Raw genomic sequence first — 21,662 nt, forward strand, 5'->3', positions numbered from 1 at the left:
GATCTACCCCTTATCCAATGTTTGTAACAGTCGTGACTTAGTCACCACGCCAAAGTAATTACCTTGCTCATCCACAACAGGCACTGAGTAAGGCACACCACCAACTAGGCCAAGCACATCATTGATTGGTAAATCAGGGTTCAGCGTTAGTCCATCATCGTGCTGTGCGCTGATGAGTGATTTGTTCTCTTTGTGGGCTTTACGAAGCGAGTCGATAGAGACAATGCCGGAGTAACGGCTGCTCTTCTCAACTACGATGCCGTACTCGCGGTCGTTATCCATCAAAATTTGTAGAGCGGACGCTGGGCCATCGTGTTCTGATTTTTTAAATACCGCAGCTGGCTTCTTACGCGCAATGTCTTTCACAGTAAGTACGCTTGCTACGTTCACACCACGGAAGAAAGCTTCGACATAATCATTCGCTGGGTTACTAAGAATATCGTCTGGAGTACCGACTTGAACCACTTCGCCATTTTGCATAATCGCAATTCGGTCACCGATACGCATCGCTTCATCCAAATCATGCGAGATAAAAACAATGGTTCGTTTATCGTCATTTTGAAGGCGAATAAGCTCATCTTGCATTTCTGTACGAATCAAAGGATCGAGCGCCGAGAACGCTTCATCCATCAACAAGATATCTGGGTCACATGCTAGTGCACGAGCCAAACCAACACGCTGCTTCATACCACCAGATAGTTCATCTGGGTAAGATTCTGAATATGCGCCAAGGCCAACACGTTCAAGTGCTTCAAGTGCTGATTGCTTTCGTTGCTCAACTTCAACACCCGCAAGCTCTAGACCAAATGCGGCATTTTCGATGACCGTCATATGCGGCATCAAAGCGAAATTTTGGAAAACCATCGAGATGTTGTTGCGGCGAACTTCGCGGAGTTCATCTTCTGAGATGTGGGCAATGTCTTTGCCTCGAAGAAGCACATTGCCTTTGGTTGGTTCGATCAAGCGGTTAAGAAGGCGTACTAGGGTTGATTTGCCAGATCCTGACAGTCCCATTATGACGAAAATCTCGCCTTCTTGGATACTAAGAGAAACATCGTTAACGCCGATCGTTAGCCCTGTTTCTTCGAAAACTTTATCTTTATTTGCGCCTTCATTAATCATTGTAAAAGCACGGTCGGTGTCTTCACCAAACACCTTGTACAGTCCCTTAACTTCCAGTATGGGATCCATGTAATCTAATCCTTTCTCAGTTATTTAAACTTAAAAATGGTTATTTAAACCTGAAAAACAATTAGCACTCTAAGTAATTGGCACATGTAAACCAAGGAGCTTCGTGCGGTAAAATAAGGTGACAGACCGAAACCAGACCAGTGACAGCAAGACCAAAAAACAAGCAAAAATATAACAAACCACTGATAATTAAAGGGATAAATTAGACAGATGCACTACCAACATTATGTATTACTTAGTCGTAGATTATTGAATATTAATTTTACATTAGAGTAATTAATAGGCTGAATGAACCAACAAAAGCCACAATTAGTTCGCACACAAATAATTCGAATACGAACTATTTATTAAGCTTTCATGATGTTTCCGAGGCGAAAGTTCGCTCGGTAGAAAATATAAGATCAACTCTCAATCTCTACCTAAAAACCAAAGGTCAACCGGCTAAAGTCAGCGAGTTGAAATCAACCTTTTCAACCAAGAATTTTAATACGTCACACCAACTGTGATACTTGCTGCAAACTGTCAATTGGTGATTATCTAAGCTGAACTTCAACTTGTAGAGTGCTCATTGCTGAGCCATTCTTTATAAAAGAAATAAGCATTTTCCCGTGACGAAATAGAGAAAAAGACAAGGAATTCGAATGATAAAAATGTTGGTGTGTGACTTTGACGGTACGCTGGATGGAGGCTCATCTCACGGTGTTAACCAGCTATTTGATTACCTCACAGAACAACCTGATATTCGCTTTATCATCGCGACAGGAAGAACATTACCTTCGATTCGAATGGGTTTAGAATCGGATAACTACCCGAAGCCACACAGTATTATTAGCGATGTGGGCACCAAAATTCATCATGTTCATTCCCAAAAACCAGACCATGTTTGGCATAACCAACTGGAAGCTTCTTGGAACAAATCAAGGGTAGAGACGGCTCTCGCCCCCCTTGATTTTATGGGTGAGCGCATAGAAAACCATCAAGGCGATTACAAGATCACCTTTGAAGGAAAGCTTTCAGAGCCTCAACACGAACTGATTGAATCTAGCTTGGAGATGCACGGATTAGATGTTCACCTGACTTACTCTCATGATTGGTACTTAGATATCACACCAAAAGGCGTTAACAAGGCGACTGCGATTAACCACCTACTCGAACAACACGATTTGAGCGTTGCAGAAGTGTGCGTCGCAGGTGACTCAGCTAACGACACCTCAATGCTCACCATTGAAGGCGTAAACTCGATACTGGTTGCTAACCATTACCCAGAGGTTGCTCACCTATCGGATAGAGACAACGTATACACGAGTAGAGCAACACATGCTGAGGGTGTCTTAGAAGGCCTTAAATACTGGCAAGGGCGTGCAGCAGCGGGTAATTAGAAATAAGTAGAGGTGACCGACTGCTCCCTACTTGCTATCCTTATTTCCAACCGGGAAGCCAATGATCCTTGTCGGTGAGATCACGCCAGTTGATGTCTTCCTCTCGTTTGGTCATCACCGCTTCTATCAAACAACGAATAACCTCCCCTTCTTCAAACTCTACCTCTGTGACCATAAAGTGTTTTTCTTTCTTTACAGGGCTAACGGCCGTCCATTTACTGCGAAGTAGTTTCTTTGGATTGATTCGATTCATGAGTTTATTTCTCGCTTAGATGTCATTGATTATTATGGATTGTCTAGCCGACACTGAGTAATAGTCTTCGTCGCAAGAAAAGGATCAAAAAAAGCCAGCGATTAGGCTGGCTTCATTCAGTTAGCTATTACTTGTTAAAGATTAGCCGTTTTTAGGTGGATCAAATGCCGTCAGTTCTAATACTGGGCCTGTGTATTTTTCAATTTTCACAAGCGCAGAGTTCGCTGCACAACCATTTGCCAAACGAGAGGTCGGAATATCCAACGTAAGTACGTTACAGCCGCCGTTTTTACATAGGCCTGTATCTTTATCTAAATCTGGCCAACCGCCTTCATGGATACATACTGAGCCTTGTTTGATGCCATCAGTCACTAATGCACCAACCAATACTTGGCCACGACCATTGTGTGCACGAACCAAATCACCTGTTTTAATGCCACGCGCTTTTGCGTCTTCAGGGTGGATTGAAATCGGCTCGCGGTCTGCGATAGCGTACTCTTCACGAATCTTCGCGTAGTTGAACTGACTATGTAGACGGTGCGCCGCGTGCGCTGTCATCAATTGCAGTTCGCCATCTTTAGCATTGCCGGTGTACTCTGTTGGCTCCATCCAAGTTGGGTGTGCTGGGCAATCATCTAGTTGGTAACCTTCAATGGTTCTTGAGAATATCTCGAACTTGCCACTTGGTGTACCTAGTGGGTTCATGATTGGGTTCTCACGAAAATCAGCGTAACGAACAAACTGTGCGTTCTTCTCGTTCCACTTCATCTCGATCAACTGATTATCTTCCCAGAACTTGCTGAAGTTAGGCATTACGATACGCTGACCACGACCACCTTGCTGTGCGGTTTTGTAGAAACCATACAGCCATTCCATCTCGGTCTTGCCTTCGGTGTACACATCACGACCACCCGGAGCAAGTAACTCAGACATGTCCGCAAATACATCGAAATCGTTACGAGCTTCACCTTGTGGCTCAACCACTTTCTTCATTGGCACTAAGTGTTGGTTACTGTAGTCACCCGTCATCGTCATATCATTACGTTCAAACGATGTAGTAATTGGCAGAACAATATCCGCGTGCTTAGCTGCTGCTGTCCAGTAAGGTTCTGAGATAACAATCAGCTCAGGCTTTTGCCAAGCTTTGATCAAGCGGTTGGTATCTTGGTGGTGAGTAAAGTTCGCACCGCCTGCCCACCAGATCATTTTGATCTCTGGGAACGTTAGGTTGTGACCATTGTGATGGTAGCTTGAACCCGGGTTTTCTAGCGCTTCAACAATACGCGCTACAGGGAATGCGTTCACAGATCCTGAAACAGCCCAATCGTTACCCGCCGAAGAACCACCGCCAAGTGACGCTGAAATCGCAGGAAGTACGCCTGCATCACGAGCAGGGTTACCACCGTTTGAGTAGTGGTAAGAAAGACCGAAACCACCACCAGGCAAGCCAACTTGACCTAGCATTGTCGCTAGCGTAACCAACATCCAGTGACGTTGTTCACCGTATTGTTGACGCTGCATACCCCAGCCAGACATCAGCATAGTACGGTTCTTACTGAAGATATCCGCAAGTAGCTCAAGCTGCTTCACTGGCACACCACAGATCTCAGACGCCCACTCAGCAGATTTTTCTACGCCGTCTTCCTTACCCATCAAGTAAGCTTCGAATACGTCGTAACCTGTTGTGTATTTACCCAAGAATTCTTTATCGTGCTTGCCCTGTTTCACTAACGTGTGTGCGATACCCATCATCATGGCTACGTCAGTCATTGGGTGAGGAGCAATCCACTCTGCGTTGTCACCAAAAAACTCGATAGTCTCAGAGCGCATTGGGTCAATCGCAATCACTGTCTTACCCGACTTCTTCAACTGGTGGAAGAACTCAAGACCTGCACAGTCGGTTGAGCTCCAAGCGATCTTCAAGGTGTTAATTGGGTTTAGGCCCCAAAGTACCACCACATCACTGTGCTCAAGGATAACTGGGTAAGTCGTCTGCTGTTCATACACCTCAATCGAACCCACAACGTGCGGCATGATAACTTGCGCAGCACCTGTTGAGTAATCACCTAAGTGACCAGAGTAACCACCAGCCATGCTCATGTAACGTTGTAGAAGCGTTTGCGCTTTGTGCAGAACACCACTTGAACGCCAGCCATAAGAGCCTGCGAATACAGATTCCGCACCGTGCTCTTGACGAATACGTGAGTGTTGTTGGTGAATCAATTTGTACACTTCATCCCAAGAGATACGAACAAATTCATCACTACCACGTACACCTTCAGGTGCAGATGGGTTAGCCAAGTAGCCTTTACGAACCATAGGGTACTTAACACGCGCTTTGGTGTGTACTTGATCAGGGCCTGTGGTCTGCAGGCTATTTGGAACCGTTTGTGCCAGTGCATTCGTCGTCGACACTAACTTGCCATCTTTCACTTCACACAGCATTGGTCCCATACGACCTGATGTTAGAACACCAGAACCACGTTTGTCCGAAGCAATTGCGCTCATCGGCGTCAAAGATGTGAATGCCAACGCACCAGCTGTAATACCTGTGCCTTTCATAAATCCACGACGTGTCATATTAGTCATAATTTTATCCTTCTAATTCTCTTTAGTGACCAACAACGTCTTTCGCGTGGTTTTGGAAGTACTTAGTCAGCAGCTCAAGGTTTTGCTCAGAAATGTCTGTACGGTCGCCCATACTTTTCGCAACAGGTCCCCAAGCATTCACAGTGAAGTGGTTTGAAGGAATTTTCGCGTGACACGTTGCACAGTAAACGTTGTCCAACTCTTCTGCGTAAGACCAGATTGGGTCTAGTTTATCGACAACTGGAGAAGTGATATCACCCGTTAGCGCAACTGAACGCCACTCGTTACCATAAGCATCGGCTTCGTATTCACCAGTAGTCAGTGCTTCTTGACCTTTATCAGTTAGTGTCGCAACGATTGCACGTTGACCTTCACCGAAGTAAAGCACTTGCTCTGCGCCTTTCATTTGGAATGCATTCAAAGTCACAGTACGGTTGTCGCCTTCAGCTTTAACCACTTCTAGTTTTGCTGTTGGATTTAGGTTACCAAATTCGCCCATTGCGATGTCGGTTACTGGGTAAACCACTTTCGCATCAACTGGCGTATTTTGAGTAAAGGCAATCAAGGTCTCGAAGGCTTTGCTGTCTAGTTGAGCTTCTGGGGCAAAGTGCGCGACGCCTTTATGACAGTCGATACACGTTTGGTTATTTTCACGACCATAAGCATGCATTTTTGCTGCATCACGAGATTGCTCGAACTCTTCCATTGCATCGAATTCGTGACAAGAGCGACAAGTCGCTGAGTCATTCTCGCGGAATTGAGCCCAAACTGCCTCAGCCATCTCTTCACGGTGTGCTTCATATTTCTCAGGCGTGTCTATCTTACCTGAAATAAATTCGTGGTAGATGTCTTTGGACGCTCTTACTTTGGTGATCACGTAGTCAATCGGATCAGTTGGAATGTGGCAATCGGCACATTCAGCTCGAATGCCTTTTGCGTTACTGAAGTGTACAGAACCTTGGTATTCTTTGTGGGGTGCTTCCATTGTGTGGCAAGAAACACAAAACTCAGTGCTCGATGTATAGTGCATAACGGCTGCAGTTCCCCCTAAGGTTAACCAGCCAATACCTATACCAACCGCCGCTATTAGTGCGATATAACGTTTTTTTATTGTCATAATTCTTAATCATCTTCAACAATTGGTTACAATTAAGATCAGAATAGTACTTTAGGGGTAGATCAGTTTGATTTGGATCATAAATCGCATTCTGAGGAACAAAAATTGAACCTTTATGAGAACCCAAGGTCACTTCACGAAATTATTCCCCACCAAATACAATCACCCACCAAATAAGAGGTAGCGGTTAAATATTCATTATTGATTAATCCAACATCAACGAGACAAAACGGCTTTCTAAGTCAAAGAAGTAAATTGTAAATCTATTACAATATTGGCTATCTATTTTTCATAAACTCCTCACTCAATGAACCAAACAGAATTCCAACAAAAAATGGCGAGTTTCACCTCGATTGAACAAGCGCTTGATTACTTCGAAATTGGGTTTGATAGCAAGTTCATCAACCAAAATAGAGTCGAGCTTGTGAAACGCTTTAATGGTTATCTGATCCTGTCAAAACCGGATGATTGGTTTTCTGGAAGAAGAGCGCTGAAAAATGCCTATTGTAAGGTTCAACGCAGCAAGTTAGATCGCCACACACGTTCAGCCTGTCGTGGGTGTACAACTTGTCAGCGTCGATAGATAGGAAGTACTGCTCAAAGTAGAGAACTAAAAAGTAGATAGTTGAAATAACATCTCATTACGATTTAGTTAGTGGTTTGCTCGAAAAAAAGTGTGCTAGTCTTACGGCAACTCAACTACGAGATAAAAACTACAATGAAAATTTTCAGCAATTTCGAAAGCGGCAACATTCACGTCGTTTCTGCAGATTCACCACAAAACATTCAACTGACGATCCCAGCAGACTACCAAACTGAAATCTCTCAGTGGTTTCACTTCCGCTTAGAAAGTGAAGCTCAACAATCTCACCACTTTGAAATCGGTCAATTGGCAACATCTGCCTACCCTGAAGGCTGGAAAGATTACGATGTAGTTGCATCGTATGACCGTGAAGAGTGGTTCCGTATCCCATCTCAGTTCGATGGCGATACATTAAGCTTCGATATCATCCCTGAACACGATTCAATGTACTTCGCGTACTTCGCGCCGTACTCATACGATCGTCACCAAGATCTTCTGCACAATGCTCAAACGCACCCTGCTTGTAAGCTTGAAACTCTAGGTCAGACGCTAGACAACAACGACATCACTTTGCTAACCATCGGCGAGCCAAGTGAAGAGAAGAAAAACATCTGGGTTATTGGTCGCCAACACCCTGGCGAGACGATGGCTGAATGGCTGATCGAAGGCCTGCTACAACGCCTACTTGATGAAACAGATACGGTTGGTCGCTCTCTTCTAGACAGCGTTGTGTTCAGAGTTGTACCAAACATGAACCCAGATGGCAGCATCCGCGGTCACCTGCGTACTAACGCGATTGGCGTAAACCTGAACCGCGAATGGCAATCACCTTCTATGGAACGCAGCCCAGAGGTATTCCTTGTTCGCGAGCGTATGCTGGAAACGGGCGTTGACCTGTGTCTAGATATTCACGGCGACGAAGCGATTCCATATAACTTTGTAGCAGGTAGCGAAGGCACACCTTCTTACAACGAGCGCATCGCGAAGCTAGAGAGCCACTTCAAGCAAGCACTGCTCACTATCACGCCAGAGTTCCAAGATGAATTTGGTTACGATAAAGACGAACCAGGCAAAGCAAACATGACAGTTGGCACAAACTGGATTGGTGAGCAATTCAAGTGTTTGGCTTACACCGTCGAGATGCCATTTAAAGATCACATCAGTCACGCTGACGAACTTTACGGCTGGTCTCCAGAACGAAGTGTCGCGTTTGGTCACGATATGCTAGCCGCAGTTTGGGCTACAGTAGACGAGCTATAAGGCCAACTAAGCTCATTAGCTTTACCTGTATCGCCTTTGGTTTATAAGAATCTGGGCTATAGATAGAACAAAGCCCAGCACTTGTGAAAGTGCTGGGCTTTTTAATATCGGCTTGGATGAGTGAATCTAACTTTAAAAGCTTTCTATGCCACTCTGAGGCTAGCAAAAAATACTGGGTATCTTTGCCTAATGTGGCGTTGTTCAGACACCATATCTTTGAAGCTCGGACCTTGTGATAACTGAACGATCACTTCGTCACCTTCTTGTCGCAATACAGCACCGCTAATATCGATACTGTTGTTGTCATGCAACCTCAAGGTGCCGGCCATTGAAAAGCCACGATAAACCGGAATGATGTTACGCATCATCAGGCGTACACCCTTTTCAGAAACTTCGCTGACATGAAAAAGCTCATCCTTAATTCGCATCACCGGACGAGCCTTTTGAGGGTACTTTAAGCGGTAATATTTGCGTTTCTGGGTGAATGAATCTTCACGCATTGGTGACTCCCTGTCTCTGTTATTTCGGTCAAGCAATAGGCTGTAGCTTCAATTGGTCTCAAATAAACACATTCACCAAATTGATAGCTAATAATTATATCGACTTCCCGAGCTAATGCTTTAGAGATTTATACAGAGAAACACTGATTGCTTAGCATTCAGTAAAAAATGAGAACTGAATCGGAAATGAAAACTAAGATGGAAACGAGAACTAAGCCGGAAATGAACTGAACCAATAGCTAAAAACCCAATTCTTCGCATCGCACCCTAAAGCTGAAACAATGCCAACTGAATGCTGAAGCCCACGAATAGAATCCCACACACAATGTTCACCATTTGCGAGGTGCGCTTTTGAACTAACAAGCGCTTAAAGGTATCCGCCATTAAGATCACAACTAAGAACCACATCGACACCACTGACGCTTGAATTGCACCAAGTATCAAACTGTCTGTCACAATCGCATCTGTTGAAACAAATTGAGGGAATATAGAAAGATAAAACAGGACAATTTTAGGATTCAGTAGATTAGTGAGAAGCCCTTTGAAAAACTGATGATATAGCTTACTTCCCGATGCGCTCACCACAGCAAGCACGCCCTCTTGAGCTCGCAATGCCGCTCGAAAGTGATTACAACCAAGCCAGATTAAGTACAAGACGCCCAGCCACTTAAGACCTTCAAACGCCATTGGGGTCTGAGATAACAGTAAGCTCATGCCATTCGCAGAAACAAACGCATGAAAAAAGAACCCGCATGACACACCCAACACGTTAATAAACGCAAACAGCTTTCTTTGGGTTAGAGCCGTGCTCAATACCAACAGAGCATTTGGGCCTGGAATAATGGCAATAAAAAACACGATGATAATAAACAGCCAGATACTTTCCCAACTCATTTCGCTCTCATTTCCTTGAAACTTCCTAATCATACTTGATCGTTTTAGGGCGGGTATTGTACGTCCATTCAATACCATTACAATATGCCCAACGTTTAATTAGCTTAGCTCGCTTGCCTTAGTTCAGTTGTATGGATAACGCTTAAATTTAACGTGTATAATTCACCCGTTTATCCTGTAACGCAGCAAAACTCATTCTCTAACATTTATAGCCCTGTTAGACTCCACCTCCATTTTGATACTTGGTTCATTTATGTCATTTGATAACCTCACCCTTAACGCAAAAACCGTCACAGCGATCCCTTCTCAATTCGACAAACCGACTGAGATACAACAAGCGGTAATTCCATCAATTATTGCGGGTAAAGACGTACTTGCGTTGGCTCAAACGGGTAGCGGAAAAACGTTGGCGTTCGGCTTACCCTTGCTGAACAACATCAACCATGATGTGAATGGACTGCAAGCGCTTATCATCGTCCCGACACGTGAACTCGCGTCTCAAGTGACCAAATCTTTAGAGCCGATCGCAACAGCGCTTGATATCAAATTGGTAACGCTAACGGGCGGCGTAAATACTGATGATCAACAGCAACAATTATCGACTAAACCACAATTAGCCATCGCCACACCGGGCCGCTTACTTGCTTTAATCAAAAGTGATGAACTGGATGTCGCTCAGTGTTCATCATTGGTTCTTGATGAAGCCGACCGCCTGATCGACATGGGCTTTTGGCCAGATATTCAAGCGATTACTGCAGCACTACCAAGTAAACGTCAGTCACTGTTGTTCTCTGCGACACTTCCGCCCGAATTAGTAGGGCAAGCTGAAGAGCTTCTTTTAAATCCAGTTAAAGTCACGACACATCAAGAAAACAGCGTGGTCGCGACTATTGAAGAAACCCTGTATTTAGTGAACAAAGGCAGTAAAGCTCAAGCGCTCATCGCACTACTCAATCAACACACATGGCCGCAAGTATTGGTATTTATTGGCGCAAAAGACAATGCCGATGCATTAACCAAACGATTGAATAAAGCCAAAATCAGTGTGAGTGCGTTACATGGAAATAAGAGCCAAGAAGAACGAGAGCAAGCATTAGAAAGTTTCAAAAATGGCGAGACTCGTGTGCTTATCGCGACAGACGTGATGGCTAGAGGCATTCATATTGATCAGTTACCTGTCGTAATTAACTTCGAATTACCTTCTCACTCAGCAACTTACGTACACCGCGTTGGTCGTACAGCAAGAGCAGGAAGTACTGGCTGCGCGGTCTCTCTGGTTAGCCACAGCGAAACTGACTACCTCAATGCGATTCGCACCTTGACCAATAAGCCGTTAGTGCTGCAACCATTAGAGGGTTTCCCGGTTACCGACAAACCTGCATCTGAAACGACCGCTCGCAAGCGTCCACCTAAAGATAAAATGGCCAATCGAAGAACAGCTAAAAAGAAAAGCATTAAGCAATTTAAAAGCAAACCAAATAGCTCTAAGTAACCAGAAATAACTCTAAGTAACCAGAAATAACTCTAAGTAACCAGAAATAGAATGGTCAGCTCAGTTTGTACTGGGCTTTTTTATATGCAACAAAATACAAATTCACACCCAAAAACTTCCCTAAAGTTGCCAACTTAAATGACACTTTTGTGAATTATGATGCCAACGTATTGATTCTTGGTTGCTCAAAAAAAATACTCTTAAATCACGTTGACGCCCCTATATCTAGCAACTAGATTTTTCTATTAGTGTCTACAACAGGAGGTCATTGAAATGAAACGTGCTAGCTCTACATATCGATTACAACTGATTAAGGAAGTGGCAACTCGCCGAGATCGTCAACGTTCCAATGACCCGATGGCAAACTACATACAAACCCTAATAGATAATAAAGATGATTGTGATACTTCGGTTGAACGCAACCAGAGGTTCAGTGGCAGTCATTTTGATGAGCACATAGGTGGTTGGGTAAGTGACCACTGGGGTAACAAGTAGGACAAAGAGAGTAATCCAACCAGCATAATCGCTGTAGAATTCGTCTCCGAATTAACCTATCATCTGCAACAATTCCCTATCCTAGAGTAAGCAGAAAGTGTCTGAGTTAAAAAGAGAAAAAGAAGTGATGGTTGCCTTCCAAGTGATACCTCGCGTTAAAGAAGGCAACAACTTCGAAGTGGTTGATAAAGCCATTGAAGTTGTGAAAGCTGCCGATGTGCCTTTCCAAGTCGGTGCGATGGAAACTACGATGAAAGGTGAACTCAACCAATTACTCGATATCGTTAAAAAAGCAGAACAAGCTTGCTACGATGCAGGGGCGGTAGAAGTGATCACAAACATTAAGATTCACAGTAAAACCACCGAGGCCGATGATACATTTTGCACGTACCATCGTGGTGTAACGAAAGCGAATCACATGTTTGTTTAATCACATTTTTGTTTCTGAAAACTGAGCTTTAAGAAAGGCTCTGAAGAACCAGTGGTGTTATTGGAAAGGCATGTCTGAGAGGTGAGAAAGGATTTCCATTCGTTCTTCTTCTGACATCGAATGCCAATCACGCGGAGTCTCTTCAGGGTCATCTTTTGCCCCGATCGGTTTTCGGTCAAGTGCTTTGACTGGCTCTTTTTTGATTTTTACGTTCTTTTTATTCATACCGACACCACTCCTTCAGGTACAAAGGTACCTACTTTAATATTACACCCCAACCATTATGTAAAGTAATAGTTACTTCGGAGTTAAATAAAATCTAAATACTTCCTCTTTAGCCAAAAAGATCTCTTTGGGGACTGGTATTTCCCTCTTCATCGACCTGCTTACCAATCAAGTTTTTTTGATTCATTATTTTTCTTCTATAGCGCTGACGACACAGCTTTATCACGTGCAATTGTTCTGACGGTGTCATCGACATCCAATTAAAGCGCTCTTCTCTCTTGCGCATACAACCGTTGCAATAGCCTTTGTCATCGCTTGAACAAACCCCAACGCAAGGGCTTGGAACTTGGAAAAACTCTAACTGCTCCACCATGCCTCCTTACACATTCAAAATTACGCTTACTCTCTCAAAAATAAGCGATTAATTTGTCGCCTGGCTCATGAAGTCCATACTAAACTATGACCTTATACTGACACATATAGTGTTTTGTAAACTATACTTTGAACCCATCAAGTTACACTTATCCGGTAACTTCGTTCTTTCCTTTGGAGCCTTATAATATGAAGTTTAGTTCAAAAAAATTACTAGCAGTAGCCGCTTTACCTATGATGCTAGCAGCATGCACAACAACAGGTGACAACGCGATGCAAGTAACACCAACCGATCTACAGCACCATAATTGGGAACTTGCGCAAATTGATGGCAAGGACATTGTGAAAAGCGAAGACCAAGCAGCTCCTCGTCTAGAGATCGGCGAAAAGATGACTGCAAACGGCATGGCTGGTTGTAACAACTTCTTCGGTCAAGGCGAGCTGAAAGACGGTCAATTCCGTATCAAGCAAATGGGCATGACAATGAAAATGTGTCACGGCTCTGCGATGGAAATCGAACAATCGGTTTCTGCTACTCTAAGCGAGTGGAGCGACGTAACGCTAACAAACGATACGCTAGTACTGAAAAACGATGTACACACGCTAACGTACACAATTCGTGACTGGGTAAACTAATCCGTCATCGAAACCAAATACTGATTAAAGGAGCCTGATGGCTCCTTTTTTATTGTCAGCTTGCCCTCACTACTTCTTCAAAATTGACACTCATCGCCGACTTTTCGTACCAGCCTCCAATAAACCTCAAAAATCTCTCATTTAGATGCAATAAATTCAACGGTTCAGCGGTCTGTTGCTAGGATGGCAAAAGCCTAGAGTCTGTCGAGTTTTCGAGGTGATTACAGATCGAACAAAACTCAACCGAGAACTCCCTGCTTGTTCTCAAGTAATTGATTGAATTTACTGTTGAATTAGAATTTATTTCAGAAACAGATAGAATAACTATTAGGGCATGTTGATCTTTCGTTAACCACGAAGGGTCAACACGCCCTAGGGAGTTTGAAAATACAATGCTCTTGCCCGTTCACTACCAAATGGAAAAGTTTATGAACAAGATAGTAAGTACGTTAGGAATCATGGCAACCGTTGCATACAGCGCAACCATTTATGCTGATGAAGCAACATCCATCGACAGCTGGAACCAAATAGAACAGCAGGCAGAGGGAGAAACTGTCTACTTTCACGCTTGGGGCGGAAGCCAAGAGATCAATCGTTACCTACAGTGGGCAGGCAAGAAATTACAAAGTGACTACGGTGTCACGTTAAAGCATGTGAAAGTGACCGATATTGCGGAAACCACCACTCGACTGCTTGCTGAAAAAGCAGCAGGAAAGAACAGTGAAGGCAGCGTCGATATCGTCTGGATTAATGGCGAGAACTTCCGCTCGATGAAAGACAACGCGCTATTGTTTGGGCCATTTACAGAGTCACTTCCAAATTGGCAGTATGTCGATAAGTCTCTGCCGATTGATGTTGATTTCTCAGAGCCGACAGAAGGCTTAGAAGCACCGTGGGGCGTGGGACAACTGGTGTTCATTCATGACCAAGAAACACTTCACAACCCGCCACAATCATTCTCTGAGATGTTAAGCTACGCTCAGGCTTTCCCGAACCGCTTAAGCTACCCTCGCCCACCAGAGTTTCATGGCACGAGCTTCATTAAGTCACTACTGATTGAACTAACAAACAATAACCCTGCGCTGGCTCAGCCGGTTTCAGAAGACAACTTCCAAGAAGTAACGGCACCACTGTGGGCTTACTTAGATAAATTCCATAAAGTGGCGTGGCGCGGTGGAAAGCAGTTCCCAGCAGGCACATCGGAAAGCATCCAACTTCTGGATGACGGACAGATCGATCTCGCGATTACGTTTAATCCAAACTCTGTTTATTCAGCACAAGCCAGTGGTCGCTTAGCCGAAACCACTAAGGCTTATGCTCTAGAAAGCGGCGCTCTATCTAACATTCACTTCCTTGCGATTCCTTGGAACGCCAATGCAACCGCGGGTGCTCAAGTGACCATTAACTTCTTACTGAGCCCTGAAGCACAGTCTCGCAAGGGGGACCTCAATGTTTGGGGCGATCCTTCGGTTCTGAGCAGCAAGTACCTCACTGGCAGCGCTAAAAACACCCAGCAATTTAAATCGGTTGATGAACCACACCCTAGCTGGCAAAACGCGCTCGAGAAAGAGTGGCTTAAGCGATACGGTAACTAGTCTTCATGCTACGCGCTCTATATTTTGTTGTTATAGCTGTATGCATTATCCCGACCATTCCTGGGGTAGCGGGAGTCGTGGCTTCGTCACTGAGTTTCATCCCGCCCCTTGGTTTAGAGGAGCCGACACTCAACGGTTTTAGCCAAGTCTTTCAATGGGAAGGGGCTTGGCACTCTATTGGCTTAAGCCTAGGTTCAGCAATTGCAAGCAGCTATATAGCCTGCTTCCTGACCTTTTGTATTCTTCAAGCCTCTTGGGGAAACAAGTTTTGGAGAAAGATTGAGTTTACGCTATCGCCAATGCTTGCCATTCCACATGTAGCTTTCGCTATCGGCTTTGCTTTTCTGTTTAGTCCAACGGGGCTTGGCGCAAGAGCGGTACATCACTTGCTCGGCGAATCGGCTACCAGCTCTGAATTGGCGTTATTGGTGAAAGACCCATACGCGTTCGGCTTAATTATTATGCTCGCACTCAAAGAAGTCCCCTTCTTATTGCTGATGAGCATTTCGATACTTCAGCAAATTGATGTAGAGCGTATCACCAAGGTCAGTGCATCGCTCGGTTACAGCCGCGCTCAGATCTGGTGGAAATGTATTTTCCCACAATGGTTTACTAAGCTTCGTTTCCCAATGCTGGCGGTACTCGCTTACAGTGTCTCGGTTGTCGATATTGCTTTGATCATAGGCCCAACCAACCCGCCGACCTTTGCCGTTTTGGTATGGCAATGGTTCAACGATCCGGATCTTAACCTACTTCCGCGAGCTGCTGCTGGTGCCATCGTTTTGTTTGGTTTAGCTTCGTTGATCATCGCCTTGGCGCGTTTAGTTGAATGGGCGGTTCTTAAGTACTTTCGAACTTGGCAGTATTCCGGAAGAACAGGGGCAAACCTTCCGGGGAAAACGGTATTCACTGTCCTTGCTAGCCTTTCACTGCTGATCATTCCTTTAATGGTAATTTGGAGCGTTGCTCAGCGTTGGCGCTTCCCTGATTTACTGCCGAGCCGCTACAGCACGCGCTTCTGGGAGTTCGAGTGGGAAGGCATCATGAGCACCGTTGGTCAAAGCTTATGGATTGGTCTGATTGCTGCTTCAATCGCTTTGTTGCTTGCGCTGGTTGCTCACGAATACAGAATCAAATACAAGTGGCAAGTTCCGGGCTTCATTATCGCTATTCCAATGCTAATACCACAGCTTTCAGTGTTGTTTGGTATGCAAGTCACGACCCTCTACATCGGCAGTAGTGCCTATGAGTTCTGGGTGATTTGGGCGCATGTTTTCTTTGCTTTCCCGTTTGTGTACCTGTCTTTGGATGGCCCGTGGAAAAGCTTCAATGATGGGTTGATTAAAGCCTCGCTGAGCCTAGGTAAATCGCCATTTCAGAGTTGGTATTCGATCAAACTACCAATCTTGCTTCCTGCGATTGCCTTTGCTTGGGCGGTCGGGATCAGCGTGAGTTTGGCCCAATACCTTCCAACATTAATGCTCGGCGCGGGCCGTATTAGCACGATCACCACAGAAGCCGTTGCACTTACCAGTGGTTTCGACCGCAGGGTGACAGCAATCTATGCCATTTGGCAGGCCCTATTGCCTCTGTTCTTTTTCTCTTTAGCGATATTAGTCAGCCGACTTCAACTGAGATATCGCCGTCTTACTTTTAAAGGTTTCCTAAGTAATGAGTCTGTACCTCAACGACCTCGCCATCCGTAAAACCGATGGAGATTCGCTGTTCTCAGCGCTAAACGTCACATTAGAATCTGGCCAAATACTGGCTTTGATGGGGCCGAGTGGCTGCGGAAAGTCGACCTTACTGGATGCGATTGCTGGTCACTTAAGTGAAGATTTTTCGTACTCTGGCACCGTTGTGTTGAACAATATTCAGCTCGACGAGCTTCCATCACATCAGCGTGAAGTCGGTATTTTGTTTCAAGATGACTTGTTGTTTCCGCACCTCAAAGTATGGGAAAACTTGGCCTTTTCGTTACCGAACTCTGTTAAAGGTTCCGCTCGCCAAAAACAAGCAATGGCTGCACTAAAAGACATAGAGCTAACTCACTTAGCTGAATCTTTCCCGGATCAAATATCCGGCGGTCAACGCGCAAGAATAAGCTTGACTCGTATGTTGTTAGCCAAGCCTAAACTCGCCCTGCTTGACGAACCGTTCAGCAAGCTAGACCAAGAGTTAAGAGCACAATTTCGCGATTGGGTCTTCGAACAGCTGACCAAAGCGAATATCCCTACATTAATGGTCACGCACGACGAATCCGATGTACCTCAAGGGGCAGAAGTACTGTCTTGGCCATGGAGAAGTAACCATGCTGGATAAGTACTCCATTAAGGTCATTAAGTGGCCATTAAATCAGTCTGCTAAGTTACTAAACCAATTGGGTATCACGGCCAATCAAACCACGTTATTCGGATTTCTGATTGGGTGTTTAGCGTTTCCAGCGTTGGCATTTCAACAATATGAGTGGGCGTTAGGCTTCATTGTGTTTAATAGAGTATGTGATGGGCTTGATGGAGCCTTGGCTCGAATCCAAGGCATTAGTGATGCGGGTGGTTTCCTCGACATCAGCCTAGATTTCCTATTCTACTCGTTGATCCCTTTTGGATTTGTCATTGCCAACCCAGAACACAACGCCATTGCCGGTGCATTTTTGATCTTCTCTTTTATCGGCACAGGCAGCAGCTTTTTAGCGTTTGCGGTTATGGCAGGCAAGCGAGGCATTGAAAACCCAGTCTATAAGCATAAGTCTCTGTACTACATGTCAGGGCTAACCGAAGGCACTGAAACCATCGCTTGTTTCATCGCGTTTTGTATTTGGCCTCAACACTTTGCGGTTATCGCTTACACCTTTGGTGCAGCTTGTTGGCTAACCACGTTCATGCGTATTTATTTTGGTTTTCAGACACTAAAAAACCAAGCTAGTTAATAAATGAGTTAGTTTCTTGCACCTATAAAAACGCCGCTCATTGTGAGCGGCGTTTTCTATATTAGTATGGATAATGCCCGCTAAATCATGACATCAAGCTTCAGCTGAAGCCGTGATTTTAAACCTCAATACCTTTAGGCTTGAATCAAGGTCGACATCGACAAACTCAGGCGGGTTGTCCAGACGCTCAATGAACTCAACGCTTGGTGCTTCTTCTGCCATCGTCTCAATCAGGAAGTTTGGTGATACTGCTGGTGAGTTCACACACGCAATCACTTCACCGCCTTCAGTTAGAAGTTCAGGCAAACGACGTAAGATTTTTTTGTAATCTTTGGTTAGAGCAAAGCTGCCTTTTTGGAACGAAGGTGGATCGATGATAACGAGCTCGTAAGGACCGCCCTTCTTGATTTTCCCCCACGACTTAAAGATATCGTAGCCAAGGAAGTTAACCGAGCGCATATCGTGTTCATTCAGACGGTGGTTATCGCGACCTTTGTTTAGCGAGCCACGTGACATGTCCACGTTCATGCATTGACGAGCGCCACCAGCGATAGCCGCGACAGAGAAACCACAAGTGTATGCAAACAGGTTAAGAACGTTCTTATCCTTGGCATTATCTTGTACCCACTGACGACCATTACGCATGTCTAGGAACAAACCGAAGTTCTGATTACGGCCAATGTCTAATTGGTACTTAAGGCCATGCTCAACCACAACCGGAGAGTCATTCAACTCACCCCATAGAACCTCTGAAGGCGCACCATCGGCATAACGGTGTTGCAGAACAATGCTTGTGCCCTGCTTTGATTGCCAGATATCTTTGTTGGTGAGTTCAACCAATCCAGCTTTAAGAGATGACAAGAATTCATCGTCGACTTCTTTAAACACGTTAACCAGTAGCTGTCCATCAACCCAGTCACATGTCAGTTGCTCTAGACCAGGCCAAAACTTACCGCGCCCGTGGAAAATACGGCGTAGTTCGTTTGGTACTTCATTAAGTTGCTGTTCAATATGACTAAAAAACAGAGGTAAAGCTGATGCTTCCATTATTTCACTCACTTAGTGTTTAGCTTTGGCCAAGTTAATGACCAAGGTTCAAGCCAACTGTCCAAACCGTTCGACACGGTTTCTTGATGCCACTTCTCACCCAAGGAGTTTAGGCTTCTTGGATCGCAGACATATTCGTAGGCTTGTGATTGATAGGCAAATCGAATCGCGAAGGCATGCAGATAACCTCTGTCAGCCTCACTCGATGGATTATAAATAGGGTCACCAACAATGGCTGAGCCGATCGACTTCATCGCGACACGGATCTGGTGAGTTCGCCCCGTATAGGGTTTGCATAACAGCAGACGCTCACCGGGTTCAGCCGTTGCTGATAAAAACTGAGTAATCGCAGGGTTCTCTTTGGATGTCAGAAGTTTCCAACTTGAGCGTCGTGAGCGCTCCATGTCTCCTGAGATCAAACCTTGCTTTTTCTTTGGCTTCTTAGAACCGATCGCAAGGTAGTATTTCTCTACTTCACGCTTTGCAAATAGCTGTGAAAGCTCGCTCGCCGCCGACGCATTTTTTGCCAGCAGCAGAATGCCCGAAGTCATTTTATCTAGTCGATGAACGAGATACAGCTTAGGCTCATCAATTGCCTTAGCAACTTCTTGAAGCAACATGGTATCGCCATCGTCTTTGTGGACGCTGACTCCAGGGTGCTTATTGATAAGTAAAAAATCAGAGTGGTTCAGAAGAATATCGAACATTAAAGGCTAGCTCCATTGTAGAACGTGGAGTATACCTCGTCTGAACCCAGATTCCAGCTACGAAAAAGCCCAACTCACTCAATAAATATTGAATCGTTGGGCTTCTTTTCAGCAACTAGCGATCAGTGCGTGGTCTTTACTCGATTACCAATAGGTAAATAGAACCAAGCTACCGCTTTACGCCAGTTTAAACTTACCAACTAATGCTTCTAGCTCAGCAACCTTAGCGTTCAAGCCTGATGTGTTTTCAGAGCTTCGAGTCGCCAGTTGCAAAGATTGCTCAGAGATATCACTGATTGCCGTAATGTCCGCTGCAATTTCTTTGGTTACAGCTGTCTGCTCTTCTGCTGCAGTCGCAATAGAGTTAACCATGCTTTGTACATTGCCCGCTCCGCTAACAATCGCTTCCAATGCTGAAACCGCACCTGAACTTTGCTCAACACCAATCTCAACTAAACGACAGTTATCTTGAGTGTAAGTCACCGCTTCTTGAGTGCCCGATTGAATCGATTGAATGATGCCCGAGACTTCTCGTGTCGCTTTGGTTGTTCTTTCTGCTAGCGCTCGCACTTCATCGGCTACCACAGCAAAACCACGACCAAACTCGCCTGCACGCGCAGCCTCAATCGCAGCGTTAAGAGCTAACAGGTTAGTTTGCTCAGCAATGTCTTCGATTACCTTGATAACGCTACCAATCTGCTCACCGTGAGAACCTAGAGTATTCATTTGCAACGACATATCGCTCATTTGAGTCGACACTTGTTGAATACTCACCACCATCTCAACAATCACGTTGCGGCCATCTTCTGCAGAGGTTTCTGAGCGACGTGCTTCTTCATAAGTTGAAGTACCTTGCTGCGCCACTTCTGAAATGGTCAAGCTTAACTCTTCAGCAGCCGTTGCAATTAAGTTGGCCTTATCAGCTTGAGCAGAAGCGCCCGTTACGATGTCTTGACTAATAGAAGATAGTTCGCCCGTAACAGATTGAACTTCATGGGTCACAGAAGAGATAGAACCTAATAAGTCCACTAACGACTTCTGCATCTGGTTAATCGAACTAGCAAGATCAGCCAGTTCATCACCAGACTCATCGGTAATGTCACCTGCGGTTAAATCACCATTTGCCACGCGGCGTGCTACTTGTTCAACACGAGTCAGGCGATTAATAATAGAACTCGACAACATATATGCAATCACACAACCGAAGACGATAGCAATCGCAGACAACACCATGATAGTGCGCTCGATGGTAGTAAACGTGTCGGTTAGTGTCAGTAGTGACTGTTCTGTATCTGCGCGCTCACTTGCTGACGCTTGATCCAGTAAGTTCTCAATAGGGATAAGATTGCTCTCATACAAAGATCGTAGCTGTTGAATATTGGCTAGTAGCGCAGCTTCATCATTGATCTTCGGCACAAGCTTTGATTCAAACTCTTGAGTGAAACGCCCTATCAGGTCTTCAATTCGCTGAATACGGCGGTGGTCTTCCGAACCTCTACTCTCCAAACGCTTAGCCTGCTCGATAGCTTGAGCAAATTCGTTCTTGTTGGTTCGATAATCATTGAGTGCATTATCGACCAGAGTGATTGCACCCAGAGCATCTCGATAGACATCTCCAGCTTCATCTATCAGAACAAGATAGGTAACAGTGCCCGGTACATCGTCCATTCTGATCTCATCAGCACTTCTATGAGCGCCAATAACTTCTATCCATACAATACTGACTAACGTGACAAGCACCGCCAATATAGAGCCAAAACCGGCATACAGTTTCTTTCTCACTGACAATTTCACACAACACCTACCTAAATTAAATACCGATCAAAAATTCTTGATATTCAATATATCGGCTAGGTGACGGATAACTTTAGTGAATGTAATGTTTTATTTTTTGATAAGAATTAAGTATTTGAATAAAAAAACGGGAGCCATTGGCTCCCGTTTCTTAACTTACTTTAGCTCGCGATT

Annotated in this window: 22 protein-coding genes; 11 read left to right on the forward strand and 11 right to left on the reverse strand. The window is 44.8% G+C overall.

The window, feature by feature from the left end:
* Nucleotides 1–3: 3 nt before the first annotated feature.
* On the reverse strand, nt 4–1,191 hold the full coding sequence (gene proV / locus AB4375_RS15560) for a glycine betaine/L-proline ABC transporter ATP-binding protein ProV (protein ID WP_372051953.1): 1,188 nt from the start codon (nt 1,189–1,191) through the stop codon (nt 4–6).
* A 641-nt stretch (nt 1,192–1,832) separates the two neighbouring features.
* Here proV and AB4375_RS15565 point away from each other — a divergent pair.
* Entirely contained in the window at nt 1,833–2,570 is a 738-nt protein-coding gene (locus tag AB4375_RS15565) for an HAD-IIB family hydrolase (protein WP_372051954.1), read from the forward strand.
* A gap of 40 nt (nt 2,571–2,610) precedes the next feature.
* Here AB4375_RS15565 and AB4375_RS15570 read toward each other — a convergent pair whose 3' ends face one another.
* The 3 genes from AB4375_RS15570 to AB4375_RS15580 all read right to left on the reverse strand — a co-directional run bounded on the left by AB4375_RS15570 (nt 2,611) and on the right by AB4375_RS15580 (nt 6,529).
* Nucleotides 2,611–2,823 (reverse strand): TIGR02450 family Trp-rich protein, encoded by a 213-nt coding sequence (locus AB4375_RS15570; RefSeq protein WP_017068050.1) that lies wholly within the window; start codon nt 2,821–2,823, stop codon nt 2,611–2,613.
* Between the two features lie 141 nt (nt 2,824–2,964).
* Nucleotides 2,965–5,412 (reverse strand): molybdopterin guanine dinucleotide-containing S/N-oxide reductase, encoded by a 2,448-nt coding sequence (locus tag AB4375_RS15575; RefSeq protein ID WP_372051955.1) that lies wholly within the window; start codon nt 5,410–5,412, stop codon nt 2,965–2,967.
* 22 nt (nt 5,413–5,434) lie between these two features.
* Complete coding sequence (locus AB4375_RS15580; RefSeq protein WP_372051956.1) at nt 5,435–6,529, reverse strand: NapC/NirT family cytochrome c; 1,095 nt, start codon at nt 6,527–6,529, stop codon at nt 5,435–5,437.
* Nucleotides 6,530–6,836: 307 nt separating this feature from the next.
* Here AB4375_RS15580 and AB4375_RS15585 point away from each other — a divergent pair, with 307 nt between their 5' ends.
* Both AB4375_RS15585 and AB4375_RS15590 read left to right on the forward strand, forming a co-directional pair.
* Nucleotides 6,837–7,112 (forward strand): nitrogenase-stabilizing/protective protein NifW, encoded by a 276-nt coding sequence (locus AB4375_RS15585; RefSeq protein ID WP_050645067.1) that lies wholly within the window; start codon nt 6,837–6,839, stop codon nt 7,110–7,112.
* Nucleotides 7,113–7,247: 135 nt separating this feature from the next.
* Complete coding sequence (locus tag AB4375_RS15590; protein ID WP_017060330.1) at nt 7,248–8,372, forward strand: M14-type cytosolic carboxypeptidase; 1,125 nt, start codon at nt 7,248–7,250, stop codon at nt 8,370–8,372.
* Between the two features lie 143 nt (nt 8,373–8,515).
* On the opposite strand, the gene AB4375_RS15595 is transcribed toward AB4375_RS15590, so the two are convergent.
* Together AB4375_RS15595 and AB4375_RS15600 are read right to left on the reverse strand one after the other, a co-directional pair.
* Complete coding sequence (locus AB4375_RS15595; protein ID WP_017060329.1) at nt 8,516–8,872, reverse strand: hypothetical protein; 357 nt, start codon at nt 8,870–8,872, stop codon at nt 8,516–8,518.
* Nucleotides 8,873–9,139: 267 nt separating this feature from the next.
* Nucleotides 9,140–9,766, reverse strand: coding sequence for a LysE family translocator (locus AB4375_RS15600; protein WP_017068053.1), 627 nt, complete (start codon nt 9,764–9,766; stop codon nt 9,140–9,142).
* Nucleotides 9,767–10,019: 253 nt separating this feature from the next.
* On the opposite strand from AB4375_RS15600, the gene AB4375_RS15605 reads away from it, so the two are divergent.
* The 3 genes from AB4375_RS15605 (at nt 10,020) to AB4375_RS15615 (ending at nt 12,183) form a co-directional block, all read left to right on the forward strand.
* Nucleotides 10,020–11,258, forward strand: coding sequence for a DEAD/DEAH box helicase (locus AB4375_RS15605; RefSeq protein WP_372051957.1), 1,239 nt, complete (start codon nt 10,020–10,022; stop codon nt 11,256–11,258).
* Between the two features lie 273 nt (nt 11,259–11,531).
* Nucleotides 11,532–11,753, forward strand: coding sequence for a hypothetical protein (locus AB4375_RS15610; RefSeq protein ID WP_017057116.1), 222 nt, complete (start codon nt 11,532–11,534; stop codon nt 11,751–11,753).
* Nucleotides 11,754–11,880: 127 nt separating this feature from the next.
* Nucleotides 11,881–12,183: a thiamine-binding protein gene (locus AB4375_RS15615; RefSeq protein WP_017065764.1), complete on the forward strand. Its 303-nt coding sequence runs from the start codon at nt 11,881–11,883 to the stop codon at nt 12,181–12,183.
* A gap of 57 nt (nt 12,184–12,240) precedes the next feature.
* Here the strand turns inward: AB4375_RS15615 and AB4375_RS15620 are convergent, their stop codons facing one another.
* Both AB4375_RS15620 and AB4375_RS15625 read right to left on the reverse strand, forming a co-directional pair.
* Complete coding sequence (locus AB4375_RS15620; RefSeq protein WP_017060325.1) at nt 12,241–12,408, reverse strand: hypothetical protein; 168 nt, start codon at nt 12,406–12,408, stop codon at nt 12,241–12,243.
* A 109-nt stretch (nt 12,409–12,517) separates the two neighbouring features.
* Nucleotides 12,518–12,781: a DUF1289 domain-containing protein gene (locus tag AB4375_RS15625; protein ID WP_017060324.1), complete on the reverse strand. Its 264-nt coding sequence runs from the start codon at nt 12,779–12,781 to the stop codon at nt 12,518–12,520.
* 188 nt (nt 12,782–12,969) lie between these two features.
* Between AB4375_RS15625 and AB4375_RS15630 the strand changes: the two genes are divergently transcribed.
* The 5 genes from AB4375_RS15630 (at nt 12,970) to AB4375_RS15650 (ending at nt 17,940) form a co-directional block, all read left to right on the forward strand.
* Complete coding sequence (locus AB4375_RS15630) at nt 12,970–13,416, forward strand: META domain-containing protein (RefSeq protein ID WP_004734625.1); 447 nt, start codon at nt 12,970–12,972, stop codon at nt 13,414–13,416.
* 428 nt (nt 13,417–13,844) lie between these two features.
* A complete protein-coding gene (locus AB4375_RS15635) occupies nt 13,845–15,011 on the forward strand; it encodes an ABC transporter substrate-binding protein (protein ID WP_372051958.1) in 1,167 nt (388 codons plus the stop codon).
* A 5-nt stretch (nt 15,012–15,016) separates the two neighbouring features.
* Nucleotides 15,017–16,717 carry an ABC transporter permease gene (locus AB4375_RS15640; protein WP_017065762.1) on the forward strand — a complete coding sequence of 567 codons (1,701 nt, stop codon included), beginning with the start codon at nt 15,017–15,019 and terminating at the stop codon, nt 16,715–16,717.
* Nucleotides 16,683–17,333 carry an ATP-binding cassette domain-containing protein gene (locus tag AB4375_RS15645; protein ID WP_372051959.1) on the forward strand — a complete coding sequence of 217 codons (651 nt, stop codon included), beginning with the start codon at nt 16,683–16,685 and terminating at the stop codon, nt 17,331–17,333. The genes AB4375_RS15640 and AB4375_RS15645 overlap by 35 nt, the downstream gene beginning before the upstream one ends.
* Entirely contained in the window at nt 17,323–17,940 is a 618-nt protein-coding gene (locus tag AB4375_RS15650; RefSeq protein ID WP_017060320.1) for a CDP-alcohol phosphatidyltransferase family protein, read from the forward strand. Before AB4375_RS15645 ends, AB4375_RS15650 begins: the two co-directional genes overlap by 11 nt.
* A gap of 93 nt (nt 17,941–18,033) precedes the next feature.
* Here the strand turns inward: AB4375_RS15650 and AB4375_RS15655 are convergent, their stop codons facing one another.
* The 3 genes from AB4375_RS15655 to AB4375_RS15665 form a co-directional block, all read right to left on the reverse strand.
* Nucleotides 18,034–18,987 (reverse strand): class I SAM-dependent methyltransferase, encoded by a 954-nt coding sequence (locus AB4375_RS15655; RefSeq protein ID WP_017068057.1) that lies wholly within the window; start codon nt 18,985–18,987, stop codon nt 18,034–18,036.
* A gap of 8 nt (nt 18,988–18,995) precedes the next feature.
* A complete protein-coding gene (locus tag AB4375_RS15660) occupies nt 18,996–19,694 on the reverse strand; it encodes a TIGR01621 family pseudouridine synthase (protein WP_017065342.1) in 699 nt (232 codons plus the stop codon).
* A gap of 177 nt (nt 19,695–19,871) precedes the next feature.
* A complete protein-coding gene (locus AB4375_RS15665; RefSeq protein ID WP_372051961.1) occupies nt 19,872–21,488 on the reverse strand; it encodes a methyl-accepting chemotaxis protein in 1,617 nt (538 codons plus the stop codon).
* Nucleotides 21,489–21,662: the final 174 nt, after the last annotated feature.

Origin of the sequence: Vibrio sp. 10N.261.51.C6, assembly GCF_041471785.1 — a bacterium.
Lineage (GTDB): Bacteria > Pseudomonadota > Gammaproteobacteria > Enterobacterales > Vibrionaceae > Vibrio > Vibrio crassostreae_C.

Bases quoted from the DNA above. Each gene is read 5' to 3' on its own strand.
- AB4375_RS15600 (WP_017068053.1), bottom strand. From the start codon at position 9,766: ATGAGTTGGGAAAGTATCTGGCTGTTTATTATCATCGTGTTTTTTATT.
- AB4375_RS15590 (WP_017060330.1), top strand. From the start codon at position 7,248: ATGAAAATTTTCAGCAATTTCGAAAGCGGCAACATTCACGTCGTTTCT.
- proV (WP_372051953.1), bottom strand. From the start codon at position 1,191: ATGGATCCCATACTGGAAGTTAAGGGACTGTACAAGGTGTTTGGTGAA.
- AB4375_RS15610 (WP_017057116.1), top strand. From the start codon at position 11,532: ATGAAACGTGCTAGCTCTACATATCGATTACAACTGATTAAGGAAGTG.
- AB4375_RS15605 (WP_372051957.1), top strand. From the start codon at position 10,020: ATGTCATTTGATAACCTCACCCTTAACGCAAAAACCGTCACAGCGATC.
- AB4375_RS15645 (WP_372051959.1), top strand. From the start codon at position 16,683: ATGAGTCTGTACCTCAACGACCTCGCCATCCGTAAAACCGATGGAGAT.
- AB4375_RS15580 (WP_372051956.1), bottom strand. From the start codon at position 6,529: ATGACAATAAAAAAACGTTATATCGCACTAATAGCGGCGGTTGGTATA.
- AB4375_RS15595 (WP_017060329.1), bottom strand. From the start codon at position 8,872: ATGCGTGAAGATTCATTCACCCAGAAACGCAAATATTACCGCTTAAAG.
- AB4375_RS15570 (WP_017068050.1), bottom strand. From the start codon at position 2,823: ATGAATCGAATCAATCCAAAGAAACTACTTCGCAGTAAATGGACGGCC.
- AB4375_RS15630 (WP_004734625.1), top strand. From the start codon at position 12,970: ATGAAGTTTAGTTCAAAAAAATTACTAGCAGTAGCCGCTTTACCTATG.
- AB4375_RS15635 (WP_372051958.1), top strand. From the start codon at position 13,845: ATGAACAAGATAGTAAGTACGTTAGGAATCATGGCAACCGTTGCATAC.
- AB4375_RS15650 (WP_017060320.1), top strand. From the start codon at position 17,323: ATGCTGGATAAGTACTCCATTAAGGTCATTAAGTGGCCATTAAATCAG.
- AB4375_RS15615 (WP_017065764.1), top strand. From the start codon at position 11,881: ATGGTTGCCTTCCAAGTGATACCTCGCGTTAAAGAAGGCAACAACTTC.
- AB4375_RS15565 (WP_372051954.1), top strand. From the start codon at position 1,833: ATGATAAAAATGTTGGTGTGTGACTTTGACGGTACGCTGGATGGAGGC.
- AB4375_RS15640 (WP_017065762.1), top strand. From the start codon at position 15,017: ATGCTACGCGCTCTATATTTTGTTGTTATAGCTGTATGCATTATCCCG.
- AB4375_RS15620 (WP_017060325.1), bottom strand. From the start codon at position 12,408: ATGAATAAAAAGAACGTAAAAATCAAAAAAGAGCCAGTCAAAGCACTT.
- AB4375_RS15575 (WP_372051955.1), bottom strand. From the start codon at position 5,412: ATGACTAATATGACACGTCGTGGATTTATGAAAGGCACAGGTATTACA.
- AB4375_RS15585 (WP_050645067.1), top strand. From the start codon at position 6,837: ATGAACCAAACAGAATTCCAACAAAAAATGGCGAGTTTCACCTCGATT.
- AB4375_RS15625 (WP_017060324.1), bottom strand. From the start codon at position 12,781: ATGGTGGAGCAGTTAGAGTTTTTCCAAGTTCCAAGCCCTTGCGTTGGG.
- AB4375_RS15660 (WP_017065342.1), bottom strand. From the start codon at position 19,694: ATGTTCGATATTCTTCTGAACCACTCTGATTTTTTACTTATCAATAAG.
- AB4375_RS15655 (WP_017068057.1), bottom strand. From the start codon at position 18,987: ATGGAAGCATCAGCTTTACCTCTGTTTTTTAGTCATATTGAACAGCAA.